Here is a 20,827-nt window from a genome sequence, read left to right as displayed (position 1 = left end):
ATGCGAAAAAGGCCCCACCAATCAGGCAAGGCCTTTCAAGTAATCACTGAATGGATCAGTCCAGCGCGTAAGTCAGCTGCAGACCGGCACTCCAAGCCGAGTTGCCGCTGAATTCACCACCAGTGGTGGTGGTGGCGTCGCCGATGTCTGTATAGCGAATGCCGCCCGAGATCTGAGCTTTCTCAATCGAGTAGGTGCCACCTACGCCAACGCTCCAGAAGCCATTGGTCGGGCCGAGGTTCGACACTTCGGAGCCTGTGTCCTTCTCATAACCGAAGGACAGGGCGCCCGAGAATTCTTCGGAGAACTGGTAGCCGACACCCAGAGCGTAGGTGAAGGTGTCATCCGCGAAGCTTACAAGTGGATCGCTGTTGGGCGGTAGGCCGGTAAAGACCGGCGGTGAAACGTCAGACTGCGGCCAGTCGACCCAACGAATCGAACCGAACACCAGAGTCTTGGGCGCAACTCCGGTCTGGAAGTCCAAGTTGACAGACTGAGGCGAGACGATCTCGGTTTCGGTGTCCTGGGTTATCAAAGGTGCGCCGGGAGCCAGTGCGTTGAACGATTCAGTAGACGATACATCGTGGGTGATTTTCGAACTGTAAACCAGCGACACACGTGCCGCGATTTCAGGGCGTTCCCACGCCACGCCGACCACGTAGCCAAAGTCAATTTCGTCGCTGAAGTCGACTTCATAGCCTAGGACAGCCGGAACTGCGACATTGGCTTCGACGCGCTGAGCGCGGACGCCGCCGATGGCACTAAAGCCTCCGCTGAACTTGTAACGCAGCAGTGCAGTGATAGCGTCAAAATCTGCGTCGGCTCTTAATACGTCGGTTCGCCCGCCCAAACCCGCAAGAACTGTTGGATTCAGTGATAGGGGATAATTTGCAGGGTAGCTAACGTCCGCACCGAAAGGTTGATCGTAGATCAGGGCAAAATCCAATGTTTCGTTGATTGCCCGTTTGTAACCCAATCCCGGTGAGAAAAAGTCCTCGGCGATGTCTCCGGAGTCGACGTCCCCCAGCCCGGGTGCAAACTGTGAGCCACTGATATCGGGGTCAGCGTAGCCAAGACGTGCCTGAACTACCGAGCCTTCTTCGAAGATCAAGTTGATGCCCTGACCGCTGCGGTCCAGACCCGCCGCGTGAACGCCGGTCGCACCAACGCACAAAGCGCACGCCTGCAGAAGCGCCATTTTCATAGAATTCCTCCCTAATACTCTCCTGACATCTGCGCGGGGATCGTTTGTGAGTGCGCGCAGTGTGGTTGCTTGGATGCTCGATATTCACTCAGGGGTCATTTTAGCGTCAACTAGTGACCGTGCGTTACTTGTGACGAGTGTTAGGGGAATCTGTTGCCAAACTGTTACGATTCTCTGCCCGAACGTTCAGAAAGATACCTGAAAAGATCACAACGGCACCTAGCAGCGTCCAGTGATCCAGCGGTTCGTGGTAAAGAATCACCCCCACAATGGCAATTGTGGGGAGCCTGGCGAAGTCAAAAGGAACAACAACTGTAGCGGGCGCGATCGCCAGTGCGTTGGTAATGCAGAAATGCGCCAGAAGCCCTGCGAACCCCACCAACAATAAGAACGGGGCGGTCGATAAGGTCGGCAGAACCATCTGACCGTCAACGACTGATGCGGCAAAACCCAGCCCGGTTTGAATGACCGTCAGCCAGAACATGATGCAGCCGATACTGGCGAATTTAGTGAGTTTCTTCGTTGAAATCGTCGTCAGTGCGAAAAAGATGGCAGAGAGAGCTGCGGCGATCACTCCTGCACTTAACGGCACCGCGCCAGGGCGTGCCACGATCAGGATACCGGCAAACCCGATCAGCGCCGACAGGACGCGTATAGTGGTCAAACGCTCGCCCAATAGAAGGGGTGACAGCAGGATCACCCAGATGGGCTGAGTAAACTCAAGTGCAAAAACCTGCGCCAGAGGCACGACCGACACCGCGTAGAACCAAAGGTTCTGTCCGGTAAAGTGCATCACGTTGCGCAGACTGTGCAGCCCCAGACGATGCACCGAAATCTGATGCCATTTGCCTGTCACTGTGAGAACAAGGCTTACCACGCAGATGCCCACAATGCTGCGGTAGAACATGATCTCGAATGTATCATGCGTGACGCTGAGTTCGCGCCCGGCCACGGCCATCGAGGAAAACGACGCAATCGCCCCCAGCATCCAGAGCGAGGCCTTGCCGATTTGCGGTCTGGAACTGTCCATGAAAAGCCCTGTCTGTTCCGGAATTTGTTGTCTTGATAAGTAACGGCAAATCGACCGACCAGAAACAAAAAAGCCGGGCAGATGCCCGGCAATTTATCACTCCCATTCGATCGTGCCCGGAGGCTTTGAGGTGATGTCATAAGTACAGCGGTTGATGCCCTTGACCTCGTTGATAATCCGCGTGGCGGTCTCGCCTAGGAATTCATGGGTGAAGGGGTAATAGTCGGCAGTCATACCATCGACCGAAGTCACCGCGCGCAGGGCGCAGGCATAGTCATAAGTGCGCCCATCGCCCATCACGCCCACGGTGCGTACGGGCAGGATGGCCACGAAGGCCTGCCAGATCTCATCGTAGAGACCATGTTTGCGAATCTGGTCGATATAGACGGCATCCGCCTCGCGCAGAATCTCCAACTTTTCGCGGGTGATTTCACCGGGGCAACGGATTGCTAGACCGGGGCCGGGGAAGGGGTGACGGCCGATGAAGCTGGCGGGCAGGCCAAGTTCACGGCCCAAGGCACGGACCTCGTCCTTGAACAGTTCGCGCAGGGGTTCAACCAGTTTCAGGCCCATTTTCTCGGGCAGGCCGCCGACATTATGGTGCGACTTGATCGTGACCGAGGGGCCGCCCGAAAAGGACACCGATTCAATGACGTCGGGGTACAAAGTGCCCTGAGCCAGGAACTCGGCCCCGTCGATGGTGTCGGCGTGTTTCTGGAACACGTCGATGAACAGCTTGCCGATGATCTTGCGCTTGGTCTCAGGGTCGGACTGGCCTTCGAGTTCGCCGAGAAACAGGTCGCTTTCGTCCGCGTGGATGAGTTGGATGTTGTAGTTGTCGCGGAACATGCCGACGACTTCCTCGGCCTCGTTCTTGCGCAGCAACCCGTGGTCGACGAACACACAGGTCAGCTGGTCGCCGATCGCCTCATGAATCAGGATCGCCGCGACCGAGCTGTCGACGCCGCCGGACAGACCGCAGATGACCTTCTTGTCGCCCACCTGTTCGCGGATTTTATCTATCATTTGTTCGCGGTAGGCGCCCATGGTCCAGTCGCCCTTGAACCCGGCGAGCTTCACGAAATTCTCGTACAGCTTCGCGCCTTTCGGCGTGTGATGCACCTCGGGATGAAACTGAACCGCATAGAAGTGACGGCTTGCATCAGCAGTGATCGCGAAAGGCGCGTTAGGCGAGGTGCCGAAAACTTCGAACCCTGGTGCGATTTCGCTGACGTGGTCGCCATGGCTCATCCAGACCTGCTCGTCACCCTCGGCGAACCAGTCTTCGAGAATATCGAGACGGTTCTGAGGCGTCACGAACGCACGTCCGAACTCGGCAGTGCCGTGGCCGCTTTCGACCTTGCCACCAAGTTGATGCATCATCACCTGCTGACCATAGCAGATGCCCAGAATCGGTACGCCATAGTCGAAAATCTCTTGCGGCGCGCGCGGAGAACCCTCGCGCGTCACGCTGTCCGGCCCGCCTGAGAAAATCACGGCCTTGGGCGCCATCTGACGCACGAAGTCCATTGTGACGTTCTGATAAGGGTGGATTTCGCAATAGACGTTCAGTTCGCGCAGGCGGCGCGCGATAAGCTGCGTTACCTGGCTGCCGAAGTCGATGATCAGAAGGCGGTCATGGGTGTCCTGGGTCATGGTTGGCTATTAGGTCGCAAGCCTTGCATGTGCAAGCGCTATGACGGCAATAATGCAGGCATGGCAACGGAAAAGGTCGCAAATGTCTGAAATCGAACTGCGCCCGGCGACCGTGGATGACACACAAGCGGTTACAGAATGCATCGCGGCCGCATATGCCACGGCCTTGCGCGACCTGCCGGATTTGCCGGATGTGACCGATGGTGTGGCCGAGGATATCGCAAACCAAACGGCCTGGGTGGCGGTGCAGGGCGGGGATGTCATGGGCTTCATCGTATTTGGTCAGGTTGATGGCGCGGTGATGATCTATAACCTTGCGGTTTCACCAAGCGCCCAGGGTAAAGGGCTGGCAAAGCGCTTGCTAGGTGTCGCCGAAACCACCGCTCGTGTCAGTGGGTTGAAGAAACTCAGGCTGCGAACTCATCGTTTTATGAAGCAGACTGTATCTCTGTATCTTCATCTGGGTTGGGTGCAGCAAAAGGTGAGTGGAAACAGTGTTCTGATGGAAAAAACGCTGACAGAATAGCAACCGGGTCCACCGCGTTGGCGCAAAGCAGATGTCGCTTTTCCCCCGATAGCGCCGTAATCCATATGCTTTTCCCGCTTTAGCTGCTGTACCAAAATAATCAAACCAACCAACAGACGGGATCTTCACATGGCTGAGGCAAACACCCGGCGTCGGGCACGAGGTGGCGGTGGCGCCGCTCGCCGGGCCGAGCGCACCGCGGTACGTATCGAAACAGCAAAGTATATCGAACGCAACATTCCGAACTTCGAAGTTCTGAACGAAGAAGCGTTGCAGATCATCGAAACCAACGCCGAAACAATTCTGGCCGAGGTCGGTGTCAACTTTGTCGACAACCCCGCCGCGCTTGAGCGTTGGAAGAACGCCGGTGCCGATGTTGACGGTGAGCGGGTCCGCATCCCGCGTGGTCTGGCGCGTGAGCTGATCAAAACCGCTCCTAGCGAATTCACCCAGCACGCCCGCAACCCCGAGAAATCGGTGGTTATCGGCGGTCGCAATCTGGTTCTGGCCCCGGTCTATGGCCCTCCGTTCGTGCGCGACGCTCAGGGTGGCCGTCGCTATGCGACCATGGATGATTTCAACAAGTTCGTGAAATTGGCCTACATGTCCAAATGGCTGCACCACTCGGGCGGTACGGTCTGTGAACCCACGGACATCCCGGTGAACAAGCGTCACCTGGACATGCTGATGGCGCATATGACCCTGTCGGACAAGCCGTTCATGGGCTCGGTCACCGATCCCAGCCGCGCGCAGGATTCGATCGAGATGTGCGAGATCCTGTTCGGCAAAGAATTCGTTCAGGAAAACACGGTCATGACCTCGCTGACCAACATCAACTCGCCGATGACTTTCGACGATGTGATGATGGGCTCTTTGGAAGTATACGCGGCGAATAATCAAGCCTGCATCATCTCGCCCTTCATCGTGGGCGGCGCTATGGCTCCAGTCTCGGTTGCGGGGACGCTGACTCAGGTGCTGGCCGAAGTGATGGCTGGTGTTGCCTATAGCCAGATCATCCGTCCCGGTGCTCCGGCTATTTTTGGTGCCTTCGTGTCGTCGATCGACATGAACTCGGGCGCGCCGACCTTTGGTACGCCTGAGGCGTCGATGGTCACCTATGGCGCAGGTCAGCTGGCCCGTCGTCTGGGACTGCCGTTCCGCTCGGCCGGGTCATTCTGCGGCTCGAAACTGCCTGATGCGCAGGCCGCGTATGAGACAGCCAACTCGTTGAACATGGGCCTGATGGCCGGTGTGAACTTCATGCTGCATTCCTGCGGCTGGCTAGAAGGCGGTTTGGTTGCCGACTTTGAAAAGTTCGTCATGGATGCCGACCAGTTGGGCGTACTGCACGGTCTGGCCAAGGGCGTTGCCTATGACGATAACGCACAGGCAATGGATGCGATCCGGGAAGTTGGCCCCGGCGGTCACTACCTTGGCTGTGCCCACACACAGGCGAACTTCAAGGAGGCGTTCTGGAAGTCTGATCTGCTGGACTACAAACCGTTCGAAACTTGGGAAGACGAAGGTGGCCGCGATACGCGCCAGTTGGCGTCGTCGCGGGTTGAGCACCTGCTGGCCAACTACCAGCAGCCGCAGCTCGACCCCGGGATCCACGCGGCCCTGAATGAATATATCGAGAAGAAAAAGGCCTCCATGCCGGACGCCTTTGCTTGATTACTGATATTGCGCGGCGCGGCTGGCCTTGTACAGCTGCGCCTCGCCCAGTAGCGCGATCAGCAGGTCCAGATGACGGACCAAGGAATAGGCCGCATCTTCGGCAACTCGCTGCGCGTTGACCTCTCTCTCCATATCCATCAGCCGGATCAGCGCCGCGCCTGTTCCGGGCAGGGATCCGTAGCCCAGAATGCGCTGCAAGTGCCGATCCCGGTCATAGTCCTGCGCGCCGTGTTTTGCCGCCCGTGCTAACAGGCGAGGGCGGCGTAAAGCGGTAATCATGGTCATCAGATCTTGCATGGAAGGGGTCCTTTGTCTGAGTAAAAGTCTCCGCCTTTGTCACACAACCTTAGCGGGTGTTGCTTTAACTGCTTTCCCTCCGAGCGATGGTTTCATGACTGTTTATGATTTTGAATCAAATCTGGTTTTTACCCCCGTTGGTTAACGAACGAGTAACGAAAGCGGCTCTAGTTAGAATTGGTTAACACATTCATCGGGGGCGATTGGAATCAGAATTGGATTGTCGACGAGGGCAAGTAACTATGGAAAATAACGTGGCTTTCACCATTCCGGCCTGGGTACCTGAGGGGGCGCAGAGATATCTGGCGCATACCGAGACCGGTCAGTCGATCCGCGACATTGCGCGGTCCGCGGGGTGCCATGCGTCGACCATACTTCGGCAAATACGCCGCGTTGAAATGCGGCGCGATGACCCGCTGGTGGATGCTGCCCTGCAATCCTTGGCCGAGACGCATTTCTCGGACACCTCCGAGAAGTTCCCAGCCGGGCATGAAGATCGGGTTGCTGCGGCCGAAGAAGAATTCTCGCGCGAGGCGCTGCGGGTTCTTAGGCGGTTATGCGAATCCGGGGCGGTGCTGGCCGTGGCCGAGGAAATGGATAAAGCGGTTGTGGTGCGCGACAGCGGCGACAATAGCGCGACCCGAACGGCGGTTGTGGACTGCAAGTTGGCACAGGCGCTGGCGTTGAAGGATTGGATCACCTGCGACAATCCCGGTCGCATTTCCCGCTATCGGATTTCATCGTCTGGGCGCACCGCGCTCAGTCAGTTGGTCGCCGAGGCCGAGAACAAAGCGCGCAGCCGCAACGACTTTGGAATGGCCGAGGCGCAGGCTCCGTTTCAAACGGCGTCGTCGCTGGCGCAGGTCGGAGCGGCCAAAACGGAAGGACGCCGTCGGATGCGCTATAGCGCGGCCGAGAGCCCACTGATCGCCCTGGCGCGCCGCCGGGACCGGGATGGGAAACCCTTTCTGGATGAAACCCTTGTCCGAGCAGGAGAGCGGTTACGCGAAGATTTCGAACTGGCCCAGATCGGCCCACAAGTGACGCAGAACTGGGATCATTTCCTGACCGCGGGTGGGCGTGGCAGCTTTGGTGCAGGTATGAAAGATGGACGCGGTTCTTCCGATGCGCGGGATCGGGTCGAATGCGCTTTGTCCGATCTGGGGCCAGGTCTAAGCGACGTAGCGCTGCGGTGTTGCTGTTATCTTGAGGGACTCGAACTTGCCGAAAAGCGTATGGGCTGGTCGGCGAGGTCAGGAAAAATCGTCCTGCGGATCGCGCTTCAGCGCCTAAAGCGCCACTACGAGGATCAGGCGGAAAAGAACCGAATGATCGGCTAGGGTAATAATTTGCCCTTGCGGTTGGGCGGTGTTGAGATAATCAAAGGTTATGAATTTCACGCTCAGACAACTTCAATATTTCAATGCCGTGGCCGATCAGCGCAATTTTGGCCGGGCGGCGCAGATGTGCAACGTCTCGCAACCCGCCCTGTCGGTGCAGATCAAGGCGCTGGAGGAAACGCTGGGCGGCCCGCTGTTCGAACGGCAGGCTCGCGATATTCTGCTGACGCCGCTAGGGCGGGACGTTCTGGACTATGCGCAGCAGGTGCTGGGCGCAGCGGACCGGCTTGACCAGTTCGCGCGCGACCATTCAGGCGGGCACAGGTCTTTGTCTATCGGGATTATTCCCACCATCGCGCCCTATATCCTGCCGGGAGTTCTGGCAGGACTTCGCGCCTCAGATGTCTCGCTACGGGTGCAGATTCGCGAGGCGCGCACGGACCGTCTATTGGCCATGCTGCGCGCTGGAGAGATCGACGCAGGCGTCATGGCGCTGCCGTCTGGCGGCAATGAGCTGTTCGAACTGCCCTTGTTTGAAGACCGCTTCTTGCTGGCAGGCAGCGCGGGTCGTTTGCAGACCATGAGGCAGGACCCCGAGGCGCTGCGCCCCGTCGATTTGCAAACCACGCAGTTAATGCTTCTGGATGATGGCCATTGCCTGACGGATCAGGCGCTTGAGGTCTGCGGGCAGGATCGCAGCAGTGGGTTGATCAATATGGGCGCGTCTTCGTTGGCGACTCTGTCAAGGCTTGTAGCCGAAGGATTCGGTTTGACGTTGATGCCGGAACTGGCAGCGAAGGCCGAAACCGGGGCGGTGCCGGGGTTAAAGCTACAACGGTTCGGCAAACCGCAGCCCTTTAGAACTGTGGGATTGGTCCGGCGCAGGTCTACCCGTGCCGAGGATTGGTTTGACAGTCTGGCCGATGTGATTCGTGTGGTCGGCGAAGACATCGTGTCGATTACGCGTATATAAATCCTGTCGGTCACGCGTACACAAAAAAGACCCGCCAAAAGGGCGGGTCGTTCCGACTTCGAAAGATGGACGCTCAGGCCAGCGCAGGTTCTTTTGAGTCTTCCAGATGCTGCATCAGCGTTTCCGGCGAGGATACGCCATATGGGTCTTCAGGGCAGTTATCCATCAGGCCGGGCTCTTCGAACCATGCGTCGACCACGCCATCATTGACGATGGCCGCATAGCGCCACGAGCGCATTCCGAACCCCAGATTGTCCTTGTCGACCAGCATCCCCATCTTGCGGGTAAACTCGCCCGAGCCGTCTGGGATGACTTTGACGTTCTTCAGCCCCTGATCCTGGGCCCATTTGTTCATGACAAAGCTGTCATTGACCGACATGCAGTAGATCTCGTCGAACCCTTTGGCGATGAAATCGGCATAGCCGTTTTCGAACCCCGGCAGTTGGTAGGTCGAGCATGTGGGCGTGAACGCACCGGGCAGCGAGAACAGGATGACCCGTTTGCCTGCAAAGTAATCTGCTGTGGTCTTGTCTTCCCAACGGAAGGGGTTGGGGCCTTCGACGGCGTCATCGCGGACGCGGGTGTGGAACGTGACCTCAGGCAGTTTGGTACCGGATTTCATATTCATCTCCTGTGATTCATTGATGATTTTTCGGCTCTTTAAAAGAGTTCCAACCCCGCTTCAATCGGCCTTTTGCTGCAAGTGCGAATTTGCCTAATCTGCTGAAATCGTGCGGTGGTTCGCACCCAATCACGTGTCGCAACTGTTGAATGCTGCGTCGCAAAAACGCCAACGCATGGCGGTTATGTCCCAGTGGCATGGTGCGGATCGTCAGACTATGTTAGACGACAGCAAATTGACCCAAAGTCAGGAAAGCCAGCCGTGCGTGATCTGAAGATCCCCGAACAACGTCACCCTGAAAAGGCCCATAAGCCCGATAATGCTCAGCCCAAGAAACCAAGCTGGATTCGGGTCAAAGCGCCGGGCGGCAAAGGTTATGCGGATACACGGCGGATCATGCGGGACAACAACCTAGTCACCGTCTGCGAAGAGGCAGGTTGCCCCAATGTTGGTGAATGCTGGAGCCAAGGCCACGCCACCATGATGATCATGGGCGAAATTTGTACTCGAGGTTGTACCTTCTGCAACATCGCTACTGGCCGACCGGATGCGCTGGATGTGTTCGAACCGGGCCGTGTGGCCCATGCGGTTGAAAAGCTGGGGCTGAACCACGTGGTGATCACCTCGGTGGATCGCGACGATCTGGCCGACGGTGGGGCAGACCACTTTGCCCAGACCATTCGTGCGGTGCGGCACCGCTCGCCCAAGACGACGATCGAGATTCTGACCCCGGACTTTCTGAAATGCGAGCCATCGGTTCTGGAAGCTGTGGTCGAGGCGAAGCCGGATGTGTTTAACCACAATCTTGAAACCGTGCCGGGTCTCTACCCTGAGGTGCGCCCCGGTGCCCGCTATTTCCATTCTTTGCGCTTGTTGCAGCGGGTCAAGGAACTCGATCCGTCAATCTTTACCAAATCCGGCATCATGGTTGGGCTTGGTGAGCAGGAACAAGAAGTGCGGCAGGTGATGGATGATATGCGCGCCGCCGATATCGACTTTCTGACGATAGGTCAGTACTTGCAACCGACGCCGAAACACCATGCGGTGGATCGGTTCGTGACGCCGGAGGAATTCGCGTCGTACGAAAAAGCGGCCTATGGCAAAGGTTTCCTGATGGTTTCGGCCACGCCGCTGACCCGGTCGTCTTATCATGCGGGCGATGACTTTGCCCGCCTGCGCGCCGCACGGCAGAAAATGTTGGATCAGGGGTGAGTCCCGAGACGCTGGCGCGACTAACCGCTCTGCGCCATGACCTGCACCGGTTTCCCGAACTGTCAGGGCAAGAGAATAACACAGCTGCGCGTGTGGCCGGTCTGCTGACCGATTTGGGCGCTGACGAAGTCCTGACCGGTATCGGCGGTCATGGAGTGGCCGCAGTATTCGATGGCGCGGCACCTGGACCCACCGTCGCCATTCGGTGTGAGTTGGATGGTCTGCCGATTCAAGAACTGGGGGATTTGCCTTACTGTTCGCAGATCCCCGGCAAAGGGCATCTGTGCGGGCATGATGGCCATATGGTCATGGTGCTGGGCGTAGCTGATCATCTGGCCCAGGCCCCTCCGCAAAAGGGCCGTGTGGTGTTGATCTTTCAACCCGCCGAGGAGACCGGGCAGGGGGCAGTATCATATATAGCTGATCCTCAGTTTGCGCCAATCGCGCCGGACTTCGTATTTTCGCTGCACAACCTGCCGGGCCTTGCGCTAGGTGAGGTGCTGCTGTGTGAGGGCCCCTCCAACTGCGCGTCACGCGGGATGCGGGTGATGCTTGGTGGCAAGACCTCTCACGCGGCGGAACCGCAGGATGGAATTTCGCCGGCTGGAGCGCTCGCGTCTTTGATGCCGGAGCTTGCGGATCTAGGAACGGGCGGTGCATTGAATGCCGATTTCGCCCTGACGACCGTGACCCATGCGCGGCTGGGCGAACCCACATTCGGCGTCGCCCCCGGAGCGGCCGAACTGTGGGTGACGCTGCGCACCGTGTCTGACACCCGTATGAAATGCTTGATCGCCGAAGCCGAAGATCTTGTCACCCAAACAGCAGAAGCCCAGGGATTGGCGGTCAAGATCACTTATGAGGATGTGTTTGAGGCCTGCACAAACAATGCGCAAGCAGTGGCTGCGGTTGCCGAGGCTTGTGTTACGGAGGGCGTGCCTTGCACTCTCACGAATGAGCCTCAAAAGTTTTCCGAGGATTTCGGCCAGTTTGGCAAAAGCGCCGCGGCGGCGATGTTTTGGCTGGGTGCCGGACAAGCGCACCCGCAACTGCACAACCCGGACTATGATTTTCCGGACGCGCTGATCCCTGTAGGGGTAGATGTTTTCAGTGCAGTAATTCGATCTCTTGTAGGCCCAGCCCTCAGTTTACGAGATCACTGACAATTCCAACGGCATCAATAACTGTTTTTGTGTCATCGGATATCGACAGGATTTCGTCATCTACGCGGATATACCGCTGACCGGCGGGCAGGGGTTTCAACTTCCAGCCATCGAGGTCGTCAAGATAGTCAAAATCCAAGTCATTAGGGATTTTCTGACCTCGCGTGTAACGCTTGATCTGTCCGGGCGGTACACCGACGCCTTTATTTGTTTTTACCGACTTTTCAATTTTCGACTTGTCGGGGCCTTTACCTTTGCCCTTGTTGTCCTTTGCATCCGCAATTCCAACTGTTGCGGCTACCGCGCAAGCCGCCATAAGTCCAATAGACAGTGTTTTCATACGTAAAAAACCTCCCAAAGTACTCGAATGGTAGTCTCTTGCTGGGAGGAATGTCCAATAATATTCAAATAGGAGAATTTTTAGGAAGCTTAACCACTGCTACTTGCACAAACTGGATAGGTCAGAGGGCCGCTCAGTCTTTGACAAATCGCACCTTGCCAATAAAGGGCAGGTTGCGATTGCGTTGCGCGTAATCGATGCCGTAGCCCACGACAAACTCATCAGGGATTTCAAACCCGATCCAGTCCGAGCGGAAATCGACCTCGCGGCGGCTGGGTTTGTCCAGCAACGCAATGGATTTCAGCCGTGCAGGCTTGCGGCTTTGCAGCAGTTTGGTAACGTGGTTCAGCGTGTGGCCGGTATCGACAATATCTTCAACCACCAACACATCGCGTCCTTCAATTGCGCCGCGCAAGTCCTTGAGAATACGTACTTCACGGCTGCTCTCCATGGAATCTCCATAAGAGGACGCCTCGAGAAAATCCACTTCGATAGGCAGGTCCAACTCGCGCACCAGATCAGCGATAAAAACAAAACTGCCGCGCAAAAGACCAACGACAACCAGCTTGTCGGTTGCGCCAAACTCGGCTGTGATCTCGCGGCACAACTCCTCGATCCGGGCGGCGATGGCCTTGGCCGAGATCATCTCATCTATCACATATGCGCGGTCTGTCATCACTGCCCCCTTGATCTTTGGCGCGCAACATACGACATGACGCGCCATTGTCACCTGCAAATAGCGGACCGCCATGCCGACCCATTCCGAGACACGTCACCTGCCGTATACCGCTCAGCAGATGTATGACCTTGTCGCGGATGTGGCGAAGTATCCGCAGTTTTTGCCGTGGTGCGCGGCGGCCCGGATCAGGCGCACTTATGCGGCGGGCGAGGCACAGGTGCTAGAAGCCGATCTGGTGATTTCCTTCAAAGTGTTCCGCGAACGGTTCGGCAGCCGCGTGACACTACACGCCGAGGAGCGCCGGATCGACACCGAGTATCTGGACGGGCCGTTCAAATACATGAAATCCGATTGGCAGTTCGCGGACGCGCCTGAAGGGGGCTGCAACATCTCGTTTCATGTGGATTTCGAGTTCAAGAACGCCATCCTGCAGGGCATCATCGGCGTCGTCTTTAACGAAGCCATGCAACGTGTGGTCAAAGCCTTCGAGGCCCGCGCCGCAGATTTGTACGGCTAAGGCTTTACCCGACCCCGGCGCACGCTAGACTGCGCCGCATGAGTGATTTTACCAATACCTTGGCCAGGTTTGCTGCTGGCCCCGTTTCCACGTCGCGACAAGCCCGCATGGTGACGTCTTTGTCCGTTTTGGATTGGCTGGCGGTGGGGCGGGCTGGGGTAGACGAACCCGTTTCGCAGACCGTGCGCGCCTTGGTTCTTGATGAGGGCGGCACCATGCAGGCCCATCTATTCGGCGGTGGGGCCGCGCCCTTACGCGGGGCGGCTCTGGTTAACGGGACGGTGTCGCATGCGCTCGATTATGACGACACACATTTCGCCCATATCGGCCATCCGTCGGTGGCCATTCTACCTGCGGCGCTTGCGCTTGGTGAATGGGACGACCGCATTCTTGTGGATGTTCTTGAGGCCGCTTTGGTGGGGATGGAGGTCTCGATCCGCGTGGGGCTGTGGTTGGGGCGCGACCATTATCAGGCCGGGTTTCATCAGACGGCTACAGCCGGCGCGTTTGGGGCGGCCGTGGCTGCGGGCCGTATTCTGCGGTTCGATGTGGATCAGATGCGCAAAGTTCTGGGTCTGTCGGCGACCCGCGCGGCGGGGCTCAAAGCGCAGTTTGGAACTATGGGTAAGCCCTATAACGCGGGGCTTGCGGCCTCGGCTGGCGTCGAGGCGGCTTTGCTGATCGCCAAAGGTTTTGATCCAAATGTCGAGGCTATGGAAGGCCCTTATGGGTTCGGCGCAACCCATCAGGGGCAAAACGATACGCAAACCGCGCTGGACCGGTTGGGCGAGGATTGGTTGTTCGAATCCGTCAGCCACAAGTTCCACGCTTGCTGCCACGGGCTGCACGCAGCGCTGGAGGCCGCACGCACGTTGGACATCGCCGAACCCGAAGTGGCCGAGATCACGGTCAAGACCCATCCGCGATGGATGAGCGTGTGCAACCAGATTTCTCCGACAACTGGGCTGGGCGCAAAGTTCTCATATCGGACGGTGATTGCGATGCAGGCGCTGGGATATGACACCGCCTTGCCCGTCAGCTATTCCGAGAAAACCTGCGCCGATCCGCGCCTGATCTCGCTGCGTGATCGCGTTACGGTCGAAGCGGATGAAACGCTGTCCGAGACGCAAGCCCACCTGACCCTGCTGCGCCGTGATGGTGCGCGCAAAGAGGCCAGCCATGATCTTCTGACCCCGATGCCCTTATCTGAGCGAGAAGATCGGGTGCGCGGCAAGGCCGCCAAACTGATCGGAGGTGACGAGGCGGACTCGATCTGGTCGATGCTGCGCACCGGAGGCCGCGCTCGCGATCTGGCGGCATTGCTTGCGGATTAGACCACGCGCCAATGCAGCGGGAATCCTGGGTCGAACACCGTGACAGGCCCGTCACCAGAGTCGATCTTTTCGGGATACACGACCGGTTCGCCCTTGGTCAGTGTGATCGTGTCCTCATTCACCGGCAGGCCATAGAAACCGGGGCCATTGAGCGAGGTAAACCCTTCCAGCTTGTCCAACGCCCCTTCACGGTCGAACATCTCGGCCACTAGTGACATCGTGTTCGTCGCGGTGAAGCACCCGGCACAGCCGCAGGCCATTTCCTTGTTCGCATCCGTATGCGGTGCACTGTCAGTACCAAGGAAGAACCGCGCATCGCCCGAGGTCGCGGCGGCCAACAGCGCTAGCCGGTGTTCCTCGCGCTTGGCGACGGGCAGGCAGTAGTAATGTGGCTTGATCCCGCCAACCAGAATATGGTTGCGGTTGATGATCAGGTGATGCGCCGTGATCGTCGCGCCCAGATCAGTACCATTGGCTTTGACATAGTCCACGCCGTTCGCGGTCGTGATATGCTCCATCACCACGCGCAGGCTGGGGGTCGATTTGCGGATCGGATCCAGAACGCGCTCGATAAACACAGCCTCACGGTCGAAAATGTCGATCTCCGCATCCGTAACCTCGCCATGCACACACATGGGCAGGCCGATCTCGGCCATCTTTTCCAGTACCGGGCGCACCTTGTCGAAATCCCGCACGCCCGAGGCCGAATTGGTCGTGGCCCCTGCCGGATACAGCTTGCACGCCTTGATCAGCCCGCTGGCATGGGCGGCGGCGACATCCTCGGCATCCGTGTCCTCGGTCAGATAGAGAGTCATCAGCGGCTCGAACGCCATCCCATCGGGCAGGGCGGCCAGAATGCGGTCACGATAGGCGGCGGCCTGATCGCCGCGCACCACGGGCGGTACAAGGTTTGGCATGATAATCGCGCGGGCGAAATGGCGCGCGGTTTCGGGCAGGACAGCTTCCAGCATCGCGCCATCGCGCAAATGCAGGTGCCAGTCGTCGGGGCGGCGGATCGTCAGGGTATCGGTCATGGCCCCCGGCTAGCACAGTGCGCGCAGCCGTGAAAGGCCCCGAATGCACGGCTGCCCCTTGTCAACATGCCCGAACGTCGTAACTCCTTGCAAAGCCCCGGTCTTGACGCGCGCGCGCCGTCGTGACCTCTTGTGCCCCGAGGGAGATCGCCATGACACAGCCAAATTCCATCGACGCCGTTCAGACCATGCTGGGCGATCAGGGCTATGTCTGCGGACGGGCCTTGGCCACGGTTGTCTTCCTGTCGCTGAAACTGGGCCGCCCGCTATTTTTGGAGGGAGAGGCCGGTGTCGGCAAGACAGAGATCGCCAAGGCGCTGGCCGCCGGGCTGAACCGCCGACTGATCCGACTACAATGTTATGAGGGGCTAGATGCGTCCTCCGCCGTTTACGAATGGAACTTCCCAGCGCAAATGGTAGCAATCCGCACAGCCGAAGCCTCAGGCGGCGCCGACCGGGGTGCCTTGCAATCCGAGTTGTTCTCGGACGACTACCTGATCGAGCGCCCGCTGCTGCAAGCTATGCGCCCGGACGAACACGGCGCGCCGGTCCTGCTGATTGATGAATTGGACCGTACGGACGAGCCTTTCGAGGCGTTCCTGCTCGAAGCGCTAAGCGACTTTCAGGTTACAATCCCCGAACTGGGCACCGTCAAAGCGCCGGAACCGCCCATCGTCATCGTTACCTCGAACCGCACGCGCGAGGTGCATGACGCCCTGAAGCGCCGCTGCCTCTATCATTGGGTCGACTACCCCGATTTCGAGCGCGAGATCGAAATCCTTCACGCCCGCGCACCCGAAGCGGCACAGGAGCTCAGTCGCGAGGTGGTGGCCTTCGTCCAGCACCTGCGCACCGAAGACCTGTTCAAGAAACCCGGCGTTGCCGAGACGATAGATTGGGCCAAATGCCTGCTGGCACTTGATGTGATCAACCTCAGCCCCGAAGTGATCGGCGACACGCTGGGCGCGATCCTGAAATACCAGGACGACATCCAGAAACTGCAGGGTTCTGAGGCAAAACGTATTCTGGACGAAGCCAAAGCCACGCTTGAACCGGTGTGATGGCTGAGCAGCTTCCCCTAGATATCCCAGATAACCCCAAACTGGCGCAGAACATCACCCATTTCGCGCGGGCCCTGCGCAAGGCGGGATTGCCCGTAGGTACGGGCCGTGTTGTCGATGCCATCCGCGCGGTGCAGGCTGCCGGGTTCTCGGAAAAGCAGGATTTCTACTGGACCCTGCACGCCTGTTTCGTGAACCGTCCCGAACATCGCACAGTGTTCGCGCAGGTCTTTCGCATGTATTGGCGCGACCCGCGGTATATGGAGCATATGATGGCCATGATGCTGCCCGCGATCCGTGGTGTTCAGGAAGACCGCAAGGCCGACGCGGGCGAAAAGCGCGCGGCCGAGGCGTTGTTGGACGGTGTCGAACGCGATCAGCCAGAGACGCAAGACACGGGCGAAGAAACTGAGCTTGAGATCGACGCTTCTCAAACCGCCTCGACCGAGGAACGCTTGCGCAGTCTGGACTTTGAACAGATGAGCACCGCCGAGATCGCTCAAGCCAAGCGCATATTGGCCCGTATGACGCTACCCGTAAAACCAATCGAATCCCGGCGCGGTCAAGCCAGCCATGTAGGGCAAAGGATCGACCGCGCCCGCACCTTGCGCGCCGCCATGCGCCAGGGCGGAGAGTTGCACGAAATCGCCCGTCAGAAACCCCGAATCCGCTGGCCCAATCTGGTGGTGCTGTGTGATATCTCGGGGTCGATGAGCCAATACAGCCGCATTATCCTGCATTTTCTGCACTCGGTCTCGAACGCGAAAGGCGCTGGATGGGCCAAGGTTCACGCGTTCACTTTCGGGACGCGGCTGACCAATATTACCCGCCACCTGCATCAGCGCGATGTGGACGCCGCTTTGGCCGCCGCTGGGGCGGAAGCGCAGGATTGGGAGGGCGGCACCCGCATCGGCGAATGCCTGCACGCGTTCAACCGCGACTGGTCGCGGCGCGTCATGGGGCAGGGTGCGGTGGTTCTGCTAATCTCGGACGGATTGGACCGGGGCGAACCGCAAGCGCTGGGAAAAGAGATGGAGCGTCTGCACCTTTCCGCCCGCCGTCTGATCTGGCTGAACCCACTGCTGCGCTGGGACGGGTTTGCACCTAAGGCGCAGGGCGTGGCCGCGATGTTGCCGCATGTAGACAGCTTTCGGGCCGGGCATTCGATTGCCTCGCTCGAGGAGCTGGCCGAGGTCATCTCGAAACCCGATGACATGGGTGAGAAAGCGCGGCTGATGACCGCGCTTTCGAGTTAGGGTTAACTCAGCTGTTCTTCATTGCACTTGCGGGCCATTTCCATGGCCTTGTAGGTGCCAGTCAGATCCACGGTGAAGGCAAATTCCTTCTCGGGGAAGACAAGCATCACCTTTTGCTTGGCAATGTCTTCAGCGAATTGGGGATCATTGGACAGAACGTAACCGCCCGAATACCCCTTGGTGATGTTACCCTTCATGCCGGTGGCTTCACCGATATAGAGATTGTCGCCCAGAAGAATTGCCACAGCCTCGGTATCGCCGCGCTTGATGTCGGTTTTTTCTTTGGTGAAGACGCCCACATAGCCAACGCCGCGATCTTCGGTTAGCCCCATCTGAACCACGTTCTCGGAGTCATCGATAGCCTCAATCAGGCAGGATTTCTTGTCCTGATCAATGAATACCTTCCAGCCCTCGACCTCGCCATAGCGCAGGAATGTATCTGCACTGACTGCCGTGGATGCCAAAAGTCCGATTGCTGTTCCGAGTGCAAAAATGCGTTTCAACTCTTTGTCTCCCTTGTGAAAATTAAATATGCGCATATTGGAATGCAGCAGATGTATGTGTAGGCTAGAATCTGCTCTGCAGACAATCAATGCTTTGCAGAAAATGGTAAAAACTCAGCCAATTCGCGCCGAAGCCTGACTGCCGCGTCTGACCTTAAAGTCGGGGTTCCTTTTCATCTGGCCAAACCTGCCTATGTTGGGTCAAAGCACTATGGGAGGGCGCAATGGACAGATTCGACAACAGCCCAGAAACTGCGCTGCGCTGGTTCAGCAATGGCAAAAAGGCCGCGCTCGCCACCGTGGTTGAGACTTGGGGAAGCGCCCCGCGCCGTGTGGGCGCGCAGTTGGTCATTGGCGGCGATGGTCGGATCGAAGGCTCGGTTTCGGGCGGTTGTGTCGAAGGCGCTGTGATCGTCGAAGCGCTTGAGGCCATAGATGAAGGCGAAGCACGTCTGTTGGAATTTGGTGTCAGCGACGAAGATGCGTTCGCTGTTGGTCTGGCCTGTGGAGGGACGATTCGGGTGTTGGTCGAGCCCATCGGAAGCGTTCTGCCCGAACCCATGCTTCGTGATCTGGTCGAGGCGCGTGCCGCGCGAGTACCACTCGCCTATGAGGTCAATGTCGAGACCGGCCACCGCGCGCTGCGTCGCAATGCTTATGCCGACCGGCTGCGTATGGATCGCTCGGGGTTCGAAGAGGACGGCAAGACCTTTGTGGCCGTTCACAACCCACCTTTGCGCCTGATTGTCGTGGGTGCGGTTCATATTGCGCAGGCGCTGGTGCCGATGGCACGGATTGCAGGGTATGACCCCGCGATTATCGACCCACGGGATGCTTTTGCGTCCAGCGCCCGTTTTCCGGGTGAAAACATACTGACCGATTGGCCGGATGAGGCTGTTGCCAAGCTGGGTCTGGATTCGCGCACCGCTGTGGTGTTGTTGACCCACGACCCCAAGCTGGACGACCCGGCGCTGGAATCAGCGTTGGCCGCCGGGGTGTTTTACATCGGTGCTCTGGGCTCGACCCGGACCCATGCCAAACGCGTGGCTCGTATGACCGAGGCCGGGTTCACCGAAGATCAGATTGCCCGCATTCATGGTCCGGTTGGTCTGGATATCGGGGCCGCCGATCCGTCCGAAATTGCGGTCGCCATACTGGCACAGATGACCGCCGTGTTACGGGGCAAAGCGTGAAGTTCGGTCCTGTCCCCATTGCCGAGGCCGCTGGCGCGATCCTTGCCCACTCGATCAAGGTCGGTGATCGTAAGCTGCGTAAAGGCATCGCGCTGACGGCAGACCACATCGAAGACCTGACCGAGGCTGGCCTTGGCTCCGTCACTGTCGCGCAACTGGAACCCGGTGACTGTCACGAGGATGAGGCCGCCCGGATGCTGGCCGCCGCTCTAGTTCCGAACCCAACCGAGGCGGGTTTACGCGTGACCCAACCTTTTACCGGTCGCGTGAATCTGCTGTCGGATGGACCGGGCGTCGCCGTGCTGGATGTCGAGGCGTTGGAAGCGTTCAATCGCGTCAACCCGATGATCACCGTCGCGACTGTTCCGCAATACCAGCAGATGGGCGAAGGCGGCATGGTGGCTACGATCAAGGTTATCTCTTATGCCGTGCCCGGAGGCGATGTGATGCACGCAGCACGTCTGGCACAGGCATCCATCCGTATGGTCTCGCCGGTTCACAAAACGGCGGGTCTGGTGGTGACTGATATTCCCGGTGGCCCGTCGAACGAAAAGGGGATCGCAGCGATCCGCGGCCGTGTCGAAGCCCTGGGGATGGAACTGTCAGACGTTCGGATCGTCCCGCATCAGGCAGAACCTTTGTCCTCGGCTGTGTCCGACGCTGAGGGGGATATCGTCATGATTCTGACCGGCTCGGCCACGTCCGACGTTTACGACGTGGCGCCCGAGGCGGTACGCGCCGCCGGAGGGCAGGTGGACCGGTTCGGAATGCCGGTCGATCCGGGCAACCTTCTGTTTCTCGGAACGCTTAGCGAGCGGCCCGTGATTGGCTTGCCGGGCTGCGCGCGTTCATCTGCACTGAACGGGGCCGATTGGGTTTTGTCCCGCGTGGCCTGCGGGATCGAAACAACGGGGCTCGACATCGCCGGAATGGGTGTTGGTGGGTTGCTGAAAGAGATCCCGACGCGCCCGCAGCCCCGTTCTTCTCGGAAACCGTGATGCGGTGAGCTTTCCCGACAATCCTCTGAACCGCCTCAGATTTTTGTTCTCAAATGAAAACCCGCGTGTTTAACTCGACCCGAGGAACAACACGAAACGGGAGGATTTCATGGCACAGGTCTCGATGACTGTGAACGGCGTAGCTGTGAGCGGTGAAGTTGAGGGACGGACGTTATTGTCTGGCTTTTTGCGTGATCATTTGGGGATGACGG

The 20,827-nt window shown here is 58.5% G+C and carries 21 protein-coding genes and 1 pseudogene; 13 read left to right on the top strand and 9 right to left on the bottom strand.

Annotated elements, in window-relative coordinates; translation table 11 throughout:
- Positions 1–55: 55 nt before the first annotated feature.
- The 3 genes from ACR0CA_RS04845 to guaA all read right to left on the bottom strand — a co-directional run bounded on the left by ACR0CA_RS04845 (position 56) and on the right by guaA (position 3,890).
- Positions 56–1,204: an OmpP1/FadL family transporter gene (locus ACR0CA_RS04845; RefSeq protein ID WP_480897597.1), complete on the bottom strand. Its 1,149-nt coding sequence runs from the start codon at positions 1,202–1,204 to the stop codon at positions 56–58.
- A 124-nt stretch (positions 1,205–1,328) separates the two neighbouring features.
- The gene (locus tag ACR0CA_RS04840; protein WP_480897596.1) at positions 1,329–2,234 is read right to left on the bottom strand and encodes a DMT family transporter; all 906 of its coding nucleotides are present in this window, start codon (positions 2,232–2,234) and stop codon (positions 1,329–1,331) included.
- 96 nt (positions 2,235–2,330) lie between these two features.
- On the bottom strand, positions 2,331–3,890 hold the full coding sequence (gene guaA / locus ACR0CA_RS04835; protein ID WP_170784636.1) for a glutamine-hydrolyzing GMP synthase: 1,560 nt from the start codon (positions 3,888–3,890) through the stop codon (positions 2,331–2,333).
- A gap of 82 nt (positions 3,891–3,972) precedes the next feature.
- Between guaA and ACR0CA_RS04830 the strand changes: the two genes are divergently transcribed.
- Positions 3,973–4,416 (top strand): GNAT family N-acetyltransferase, encoded by a 444-nt coding sequence (locus tag ACR0CA_RS04830; RefSeq protein WP_480897595.1) that lies wholly within the window; start codon positions 3,973–3,975, stop codon positions 4,414–4,416.
- A 129-nt stretch (positions 4,417–4,545) separates the two neighbouring features.
- A complete protein-coding gene (locus ACR0CA_RS04825; protein ID WP_170769585.1) occupies positions 4,546–6,090 on the top strand; it encodes a trimethylamine methyltransferase family protein in 1,545 nt (514 codons plus the stop codon).
- On the opposite strand, the gene ACR0CA_RS04820 is transcribed toward ACR0CA_RS04825, so the two are convergent.
- Complete coding sequence (locus tag ACR0CA_RS04820; protein ID WP_170769586.1) at positions 6,091–6,390, bottom strand: DUF6477 family protein; 300 nt, start codon at positions 6,388–6,390, stop codon at positions 6,091–6,093.
- A gap of 242 nt (positions 6,391–6,632) precedes the next feature.
- Between ACR0CA_RS04820 and ACR0CA_RS04815 the strand changes: the two genes are divergently transcribed.
- Both ACR0CA_RS04815 and ACR0CA_RS04810 read left to right on the top strand, forming a co-directional pair.
- Positions 6,633–7,730 (top strand): DUF6456 domain-containing protein, encoded by a 1,098-nt coding sequence (locus tag ACR0CA_RS04815; RefSeq protein WP_170788603.1) that lies wholly within the window; start codon positions 6,633–6,635, stop codon positions 7,728–7,730.
- A 49-nt stretch (positions 7,731–7,779) separates the two neighbouring features.
- On the top strand, positions 7,780–8,703 hold the full coding sequence (locus ACR0CA_RS04810; RefSeq protein ID WP_170784640.1) for a hydrogen peroxide-inducible genes activator: 924 nt from the start codon (positions 7,780–7,782) through the stop codon (positions 8,701–8,703).
- Positions 8,704–8,776: 73 nt separating this feature from the next.
- Here the strand turns inward: ACR0CA_RS04810 and ACR0CA_RS04805 are convergent, their stop codons facing one another.
- Positions 8,777–9,325 (bottom strand): redoxin family protein, encoded by a 549-nt coding sequence (locus ACR0CA_RS04805; protein ID WP_480897594.1) that lies wholly within the window; start codon positions 9,323–9,325, stop codon positions 8,777–8,779.
- Positions 9,326–9,586: 261 nt separating this feature from the next.
- Between ACR0CA_RS04805 and lipA the strand changes: the two genes are divergently transcribed.
- Together lipA and ACR0CA_RS04795 are read left to right on the top strand one after the other, a co-directional pair.
- The gene (lipA, locus tag ACR0CA_RS04800; protein WP_170784644.1) at positions 9,587–10,537 is read left to right on the top strand and encodes a lipoyl synthase; all 951 of its coding nucleotides are present in this window, start codon (positions 9,587–9,589) and stop codon (positions 10,535–10,537) included.
- Positions 10,534–11,700: an amidohydrolase gene (locus ACR0CA_RS04795; protein WP_480897593.1), complete on the top strand. Its 1,167-nt coding sequence runs from the start codon at positions 10,534–10,536 to the stop codon at positions 11,698–11,700. The genes lipA and ACR0CA_RS04795 overlap by 4 nt, the downstream gene beginning before the upstream one ends.
- On the opposite strand, the gene ACR0CA_RS04790 is transcribed toward ACR0CA_RS04795, so the two are convergent.
- Positions 11,681–12,040 carry a hypothetical protein gene (locus ACR0CA_RS04790; RefSeq protein WP_170769592.1) on the bottom strand — a complete coding sequence of 120 codons (360 nt, stop codon included), beginning with the start codon at positions 12,038–12,040 and terminating at the stop codon, positions 11,681–11,683. The genes ACR0CA_RS04795 and ACR0CA_RS04790 overlap by 20 nt on opposite strands.
- 133 nt (positions 12,041–12,173) lie before the next feature.
- Positions 12,174–12,716, bottom strand: a complete 543-nt coding sequence (gene hpt / locus ACR0CA_RS04785; RefSeq protein ID WP_170784648.1) for a hypoxanthine phosphoribosyltransferase — start codon at positions 12,714–12,716, stop codon at positions 12,174–12,176.
- A gap of 73 nt (positions 12,717–12,789) precedes the next feature.
- Here hpt and ACR0CA_RS04780 point away from each other — a divergent pair, with 73 nt between their 5' ends.
- The gene (locus ACR0CA_RS04780) at positions 12,790–13,236 is read left to right on the top strand and encodes a type II toxin-antitoxin system RatA family toxin (RefSeq protein WP_170769594.1); all 447 of its coding nucleotides are present in this window, start codon (positions 12,790–12,792) and stop codon (positions 13,234–13,236) included.
- 38 nt (positions 13,237–13,274) lie between these two features.
- Complete coding sequence (locus ACR0CA_RS04775) at positions 13,275–14,570, top strand: MmgE/PrpD family protein (protein ID WP_480897592.1); 1,296 nt, start codon at positions 13,275–13,277, stop codon at positions 14,568–14,570.
- On the opposite strand, the gene pyrC is transcribed toward ACR0CA_RS04775, so the two are convergent.
- A complete protein-coding gene (gene pyrC, locus ACR0CA_RS04770; RefSeq protein ID WP_480897591.1) occupies positions 14,567–15,604 on the bottom strand; it encodes a dihydroorotase in 1,038 nt (345 codons plus the stop codon). The two genes, ACR0CA_RS04775 and pyrC, sit on opposite strands and share 4 nt — an antisense overlap.
- Positions 15,605–15,756: 152 nt before the next feature.
- On the opposite strand from pyrC, the gene ACR0CA_RS04765 reads away from it, so the two are divergent.
- Together ACR0CA_RS04765 and ACR0CA_RS04760 are read left to right on the top strand one after the other, a co-directional pair.
- Complete coding sequence (locus ACR0CA_RS04765) at positions 15,757–16,665, top strand: AAA family ATPase (RefSeq protein ID WP_480502907.1); 909 nt, start codon at positions 15,757–15,759, stop codon at positions 16,663–16,665.
- On the top strand, positions 16,665–17,921 hold the full coding sequence (locus tag ACR0CA_RS04760) for a vWA domain-containing protein (RefSeq protein ID WP_480897590.1): 1,257 nt from the start codon (positions 16,665–16,667) through the stop codon (positions 17,919–17,921). The genes ACR0CA_RS04765 and ACR0CA_RS04760 overlap by 1 nt, the downstream gene beginning before the upstream one ends.
- 2 nt (positions 17,922–17,923) lie before the next feature.
- Here the strand turns inward: ACR0CA_RS04760 and ACR0CA_RS04755 are convergent, their stop codons facing one another.
- A complete protein-coding gene (locus tag ACR0CA_RS04755; RefSeq protein WP_170353103.1) occupies positions 17,924–18,424 on the bottom strand; it encodes a hypothetical protein in 501 nt (166 codons plus the stop codon).
- Positions 18,425–18,648: 224 nt separating this feature from the next.
- Between ACR0CA_RS04755 and ACR0CA_RS04750 the strand changes: the two genes are divergently transcribed.
- From ACR0CA_RS04750 to ACR0CA_RS04740, 3 genes and pseudogenes are all read left to right on the top strand, one after another.
- Positions 18,649–19,617 (top strand): XdhC family protein, encoded by a 969-nt coding sequence (locus ACR0CA_RS04750; RefSeq protein WP_170353104.1) that lies wholly within the window; start codon positions 18,649–18,651, stop codon positions 19,615–19,617.
- The gene (locus ACR0CA_RS04745) at positions 19,614–20,615 is read left to right on the top strand and encodes a molybdopterin-binding protein (RefSeq protein ID WP_480897589.1); all 1,002 of its coding nucleotides are present in this window, start codon (positions 19,614–19,616) and stop codon (positions 20,613–20,615) included. The genes ACR0CA_RS04750 and ACR0CA_RS04745 overlap by 4 nt, the downstream gene beginning before the upstream one ends.
- A 109-nt stretch (positions 20,616–20,724) precedes the next feature.
- A pseudogene (locus tag ACR0CA_RS04740) lies at positions 20,725–20,827 on the top strand ((2Fe-2S)-binding protein); the annotation flags it as partial.

It is taken from the genome of Ruegeria sp. F12 (assembly GCF_056533885.1).
The sequence above is the reverse complement of the archived record's forward strand: the minus strand, read 5'-3'. Positions and strand labels throughout refer to the sequence as shown.

Excerpts from the sequence above, each read along its gene's own strand:
- ACR0CA_RS04845 (WP_480897597.1), bottom strand. The coding sequence starts at position 1,204 with ATGAAAATGGCGCTTCTGCAGGCGTGCGCTTTGTGCGTTGGTGCGACC.
- ACR0CA_RS04840 (WP_480897596.1), bottom strand. The coding sequence starts at position 2,234 with ATGGACAGTTCCAGACCGCAAATCGGCAAGGCCTCGCTCTGGATGCTG.
- guaA (WP_170784636.1), bottom strand. The coding sequence starts at position 3,890 with ATGACCCAGGACACCCATGACCGCCTTCTGATCATCGACTTCGGCAGC.
- ACR0CA_RS04830 (WP_480897595.1), top strand. The coding sequence starts at position 3,973 with ATGTCTGAAATCGAACTGCGCCCGGCGACCGTGGATGACACACAAGCG.
- ACR0CA_RS04825 (WP_170769585.1), top strand. The coding sequence starts at position 4,546 with ATGGCTGAGGCAAACACCCGGCGTCGGGCACGAGGTGGCGGTGGCGCC.
- ACR0CA_RS04820 (WP_170769586.1), bottom strand. The coding sequence starts at position 6,390 with ATGCAAGATCTGATGACCATGATTACCGCTTTACGCCGCCCTCGCCTG.
- ACR0CA_RS04815 (WP_170788603.1), top strand. The coding sequence starts at position 6,633 with ATGGAAAATAACGTGGCTTTCACCATTCCGGCCTGGGTACCTGAGGGG.
- ACR0CA_RS04810 (WP_170784640.1), top strand. The coding sequence starts at position 7,780 with ATGAATTTCACGCTCAGACAACTTCAATATTTCAATGCCGTGGCCGAT.
- ACR0CA_RS04805 (WP_480897594.1), bottom strand. The coding sequence starts at position 9,325 with ATGAAATCCGGTACCAAACTGCCTGAGGTCACGTTCCACACCCGCGTC.
- ACR0CA_RS04790 (WP_170769592.1), bottom strand. The coding sequence starts at position 12,040 with ATGAAAACACTGTCTATTGGACTTATGGCGGCTTGCGCGGTAGCCGCA.
- hpt (WP_170784648.1), bottom strand. The coding sequence starts at position 12,716 with ATGACAGACCGCGCATATGTGATAGATGAGATGATCTCGGCCAAGGCC.
- ACR0CA_RS04780 (WP_170769594.1), top strand. The coding sequence starts at position 12,790 with ATGCCGACCCATTCCGAGACACGTCACCTGCCGTATACCGCTCAGCAG.
- ACR0CA_RS04775 (WP_480897592.1), top strand. The coding sequence starts at position 13,275 with ATGAGTGATTTTACCAATACCTTGGCCAGGTTTGCTGCTGGCCCCGTT.
- pyrC (WP_480897591.1), bottom strand. The coding sequence starts at position 15,604 with ATGACCGATACCCTGACGATCCGCCGCCCCGACGACTGGCACCTGCAT.
- ACR0CA_RS04765 (WP_480502907.1), top strand. The coding sequence starts at position 15,757 with ATGACACAGCCAAATTCCATCGACGCCGTTCAGACCATGCTGGGCGAT.
- ACR0CA_RS04760 (WP_480897590.1), top strand. The coding sequence starts at position 16,665 with ATGGCTGAGCAGCTTCCCCTAGATATCCCAGATAACCCCAAACTGGCG.
- ACR0CA_RS04750 (WP_170353104.1), top strand. The coding sequence starts at position 18,649 with ATGGACAGATTCGACAACAGCCCAGAAACTGCGCTGCGCTGGTTCAGC.